Annotated in this window: 5 protein-coding genes; all 5 read left to right on the top strand. The window is 26.7% G+C overall.

All coding sequences use genetic code 11. From position 1 onward, the window contains the following. The first annotated feature begins 334 nt into the window (after positions 1-334). A complete protein-coding gene (locus tag ACRDDY_RS08455; RefSeq protein WP_438564516.1) occupies positions 335-904 on the top strand; it encodes a sugar transferase in 570 nt (189 codons plus the stop codon). Between the two features lie 7 nt (positions 905-911). After that, entirely contained in the window at positions 912-2123 is a 1212-nt protein-coding gene (locus ACRDDY_RS08450; RefSeq protein WP_438564515.1) for a glycosyltransferase family 4 protein, read from the top strand. Position 2124: 1 nt separating this feature from the next. Beyond that, positions 2125-3222, top strand: coding sequence for a hypothetical protein (locus ACRDDY_RS08445; RefSeq protein WP_438564514.1), 1098 nt, complete (start codon positions 2125-2127; stop codon positions 3220-3222). A gap of 38 nt (positions 3223-3260) precedes the next feature. Further along, a complete protein-coding gene (locus ACRDDY_RS08440) occupies positions 3261-4310 on the top strand; it encodes a polysaccharide biosynthesis protein (RefSeq protein ID WP_438564513.1) in 1050 nt (349 codons plus the stop codon). 14 nt (positions 4311-4324) lie between these two features. After that, positions 4325-5243, top strand: a 919-nt coding sequence (locus tag ACRDDY_RS08435) for a polysaccharide biosynthesis C-terminal domain-containing protein (protein ID WP_438564512.1), incomplete at its 3' end; no start/stop codon positions are given.

The raw sequence follows: 5243 nt of genomic DNA, 5'->3' as shown, positions 1-5243 counted from the left end.
ATACCCGGGTACTGAACAACAATTCACAAAATGGAAACATGATTCAGTCAAAGCTAGGCTTTGAATTGGGAATGAGGAATGTGAAATGGGGAGTTGGTTGAAAGCTTTGCTTTTTCGGATAGCCAAAGCAAAAAATTAACTATACAGTTAAGAGTAAAATTAAATTAATGTTTTCATACAGGTACCGGGGTATTTGGGGGCAAGTGGAAAACTTGTTTTCCAACGGGGTACCAATATACCTGGGTACTGAACAACCCCTTACAAAAAGGGAATATGATTCAACAAAATAACAAAGGTAAAATTAAATTAATGTTTTAGAAAATTCGGGGGAAATATGCTGAAGAGAATTTTTGATTTTTTATCAAGTTTACTAGCAGTTATAGTACTTTCTCCAATAATTCTAGTTGTGGCAATTGCTATCAAGGTTAGTTCACCAGGTCCTATTTTATTTTCACAGAGAAGAATAGGAAAAAATAATAAGGAGTTTAAAATCTATAAGTTTAGGACGATGAGAATTGATACACCGAACTTACCAACGCATCTTTTGGAAAATCCTAAGCAATGGATTACTCCTATTGGTGGCTTTTTAAGAAAGACAAGTCTTGATGAGCTTCCACAACTTTGGAATATATTAATTGGAGAAATGTCAGTGGTTGGTCCAAGACCAGCACTTTATAATCAAGCTGACTTAATAGCCTTAAGAACAAAAAAAGGAATTGATAAATTAGTTCCGGGGCTTACAGGTTGGGCGCAAATAAATGGAAGAGATGAACTTCCAATACCAGAAAAAGTAGCTTTAGATGAAGAATATTTAAAAAGAGAAAACTTTATTTTTGATATGAAAATAATTTTTATGACAGTTTTTAAAGTTGCTAAAAGTGATGGTGTGAAAGAGGGGAAGTAGATAATTAATGAAGGTATTATTTATAACGACAGAAGGGTTTGATACTCCAGGACCTAATAACCAAATGGCGATGGTTATGATAAATGATTTTTTAAATCAAGGGATAAATGTCCATTTGATACAAAGTAGAAGAAAAAAAATAAATTCAGATATACCAGAAATGTTAAAAAATAAAAAAAAATTTACCTATGATGTTATTGATAGAAAAATAATAGATAAAACCAATTTTATAAATCGTTATATAGATGAAGCTTGGTTTGCTATTACTAGTTTTAAAAAATGGAATAGAATTAAAGATTTTGATATTGTTTTTTTACAATCTTGTCCTACAGTAATTTATCAAATGATTATGATTAAATTATTTTCTAAAAAACCTATTGTATATAATATATATGATGTTTTTCCGGGACATGCATATGATATTGGTGTGATAAAAAATAGATGTTTATATGAAATACTTAGAACTATTCAAAAGTTTACTTATAAAATGAGTTCTATAATAACAGTACTTTCTGATGATATGAAAGAAAAAATAATATGTGAAAAGGTTATAAAAGAGAAAGTAAGAGTAATTTCTCCTTGGTATGATGATAAATCAGTAAAAGAAATTTTACCATCAGATAATAAATTTTTAAAAAAATATAATATAAATAATCAAAAGTTTTATGTGCAATTCGCAGGAACAATAGGATATGTATTTAATTATAAAGCGATTATAGAAGCTGCTAAATTATTAAAAAGAGAAAAAAATATAATATTTCAAATTATTGGAGATGGAAATGTGAAAAATGATTTTATTAAGGAAGTTAAAGATAATAATTTGAATAATATAGAATTTTATCCGCTACAACCAATAGAAATTGTTCCAGATGTATATAGCGCTTGTTCAATTTGTGTTATTCCTTTAAAAAAAGGAGTTATAGGAAATGGAACTCCTAGTAAAGCACCATTATTAATGGCATGTAATAGAGTGATAGTAAATTCGGTAGAAAAAAGATCAAATTATTTTCAAATGTTCAATGAAAATAAATTAGGGATATCTGTATCTAATGAAAATCATGAAGAATTAGCTAATGCTATATTGTATTTGTATGAAAATCCAGAGGAAATAAAAGTAATGTCAAAAAACTCTAAAGAATTTGCTAAAAAAAATTATACTAGTACAAAAAACACTCAAAAATTTATTGATATATTTTATGAGCTAATTGAAGGAGAATAATATGAAAATATTACTTATAGGATTTACTAAACTAGCATATATGCCATATATGAGATTTTATTTGGATCAGATAAATAATTTAGAAAATGAAGTACATTTACTTTATTGGAATCGAGATGAAAAAGATGAAATAAAATTACCTTATGATATAACTTTACATGAATTTAAATTATATCAAGAAGATGAAGTAGCTAAAGTGAAAAAAATAAAAAGTTTTTTAAAATATAGGGAAAATGCAAAAAAAATACTTTTAAATCAAAAATTTGATTTGATTATTGTTATGCACACCATTCCTGGAGTTATTTTATATGATATTTTAAAAAATAAATATAAATATAAATATATTTTAGATTATAGAGATATAACATTTGAAAATATTGGTATATATAAGAATGTTATTAATAAACTTGTAAAAAATTCAATTGCAACATTTGTTAGTTCAGAAGGGTTTAAAAGAAATTTACCGAATGTAAAAAAAATATATACGTCGCACAACATATTATTAGATTCATTGAACAAAAAAAAGATAAGAGACTTTAAAGCAGAAAAAAGAAAAATTATTAGAATACGGTATTGGGGATTTATAAGACAACAAAATATTAATAAACTTATAATTGATAGATTAGCTAATGATATTAGATTTGAACTTCATTATCATGGAAGAGAACAAACTACAGCGAATGTTTTAAAAAAATATTGTGAAGAAAATAACATAAAAAATGTATACTTTCATGGAAAATATAATCCGGAAAATAGATATGATTTTGCTAAAAAAACTGATTTGATTCACAATATATATGAAAATGACAGGAATACAAAATTAGCGATGGCAAATAAATTTTATGATGGAATAACTTTAAATATTCCTCAAATATGTAATAGTGAATCTTATATGGGGAAGCAAATAGAAGAAAATGAAATAGGTTTAGCATATTCTCCAGTAAATAAAGATTTTGCTGATGTTATATACAATTATTATAATTCTTTAAAATGGGAAGAATTTGATTTGAATTGTAATAAAAAATTGAATGAAATTTTAATAGAATATAAAAATGGAGTTAGATTAATTAATCGGATTCTTCAAAAAAATAAAAATTAATATATTTATTAACAAATTAAAATATGAAGGGAGATATTATGTTTAAAAATAAGGTGCTTTTAATAACAGGGGGAACAGGATCATTTGGAAATACTGTTTTAAAAAGATTTATGGATACAGATATAAAGGAAATTAGAGTTTTTTCTAGAGATGAGAAAAAGCAAGATGATATGAGAAAAGAACTTAATAGTTCTAAAGTTAAATACTATATAGGTGATGTTAGAGATTTAGATAGTATTAACTATGCTATGAAAGGTGTGGATTATGTTTTCCATGCAGCAGCTTTAAAGCAAGTTCCAAGTTGTGAGTTTTATCCAATGGAAGCAGTTAAAACAAATGTTGAGGGTTCAGATAATGTTTTTAAAGCAGCGTTAATGAATAATGTTAAAAAAGTAATTTTACTTAGTACTGATAAGGCAGTTTATCCGGTTAATGCGATGGGAATCTCTAAAGCAATGGCAGAAAAGGCTATGGTTGCAAGGGCAAGAGGAGCAATGGAAGGGGAAACAGTTTTCTGTGGAACTAGATATGGTAATGTTATGGCTTCAAGGGGATCTGTAATTCCACTTTTTGTTGAGCAAATTAAAAAAGGTGAAGACTTAACAATAACTGATCCAAATATGACGAGATATATGATGACTTTAGAAGAGTCAGTTGATTTAGTACTTTATGCTTTTGAAAATGGTAAACAAGGAGATATGTTTATTCAAAAAGCACCGGCGTGTACTATTTTTGAATTAGCTACTGCTTTAAAAGAGTTATTTGAGTCAGAGGTTGGAATTAAAATAATAGGACCAAGACATGGTGAAAAGTCTTATGAAACTTTAGTTACTAAAGAAGAGTTTGTTAAGGCTGATGATTGTGGATATTATTATAGAATTCCTTGTGATAATAGAGATTTAAATTACAATAAATTCTTTACAGAGGGTAATGATATGATAAGAAATCAAGTTGAATATAACTCAGATAACACAAATAGAATTGATGTTGAAGCTGTTAAAGAATTACTACTTAAATTACCTTTTATAAGAGAAGAATTAGATAAGTTCAATGATACTAAAAATGTCAAAGTTAAAGAACTTGTTTAAGGAGAGTGTAGAATATGAAAGTTTTAGTTACTGGAGCTAGAGGATTTATAGGGAAAAATTTAATTTGTAAATTAGAAGAATTAAAAAAATATGAAATTCTAACTATTGATATAGATAATTCAGAAGATGAATTGTTGGATGCTGTTAAAAATTCAGATTTTATATTCCATTTAGCAGGAATTAATAGACCAAAAGATGATGAGGAATTTAAAAAAGGAAATACGGGTTTAACTGAAAAAATAATAAATCAGTTAGTAGAAAACAATAGAAAAACTAGTATTTTAATAACTTCATCAATTCAAGCAGATTTAGATAATCCTTATGGAGTAAGTAAAAAATTAGCTGAAGAAGCACTATTGGATTACAGAACAAAAACTGGAGCTGAAGTTTACATTTATAGATTACCTAATGTTTTTGGGAAATGGTGTATACCCAATTATAACTCAGCTATAGCAACTTTTTGTAACAACATAGCAAATGGTGAAGAGGTTTGGGTTTCTGATAGAGAAAGAGAAATGACTTTAGTTTATATAGATGATGTTGTAAATAGTTTTATTGAAACTATGGAACTTAAAAATAAAGTTAGTGGATATTTATCAGTAGAGATTGAGCATAAAGCTACATTAGGAACAATAGTTGATTTAATAAATGAATTTAAAAATAGTAGAAAAACTTTAAAAATTTCAGATATGGGAAATGAACTTACTAAGAAGCTTTATAGCACTTACTTAAGTTATTTACCAGAAAATAATTTTTCCTATGAATTAAAAATGAATGTGGATAATAGAGGTTCTTTTACAGAGTTTATAAAGAATAAAAATATGGGACAAGTATCTGTAAATATTTCTAAAGCAGGAATTACAAAGGGAAATCACTGGCATCATACTAAAAATGAAAAGTTTTTAGTAGTTAGTGGAGAAGGGGTAATTAAGT

The organism is Clostridium sp., assembly GCF_051656525.1.
Taxonomy (GTDB): Bacteria; Bacillota; Clostridia; order Clostridiales; family Clostridiaceae; genus Clostridium.
Note: the sequence above shows the minus strand (reverse complement) of the source record. Positions and strands in the feature narration are given on the sequence as shown.

Coding starts and splice junctions, on each gene's coding strand:
- ACRDDY_RS08450 (WP_438564515.1), top strand. CDS start 912: ATGAAGGTATTATTTATAACGACAGAAGGGTTTGATACTCCAGGACCT.
- ACRDDY_RS08445 (WP_438564514.1), top strand. CDS start 2,125: ATGAAAATATTACTTATAGGATTTACTAAACTAGCATATATGCCATAT.
- ACRDDY_RS08455 (WP_438564516.1), top strand. CDS start 335: ATGCTGAAGAGAATTTTTGATTTTTTATCAAGTTTACTAGCAGTTATA.
- ACRDDY_RS08440 (WP_438564513.1), top strand. CDS start 3,261: ATGTTTAAAAATAAGGTGCTTTTAATAACAGGGGGAACAGGATCATTT.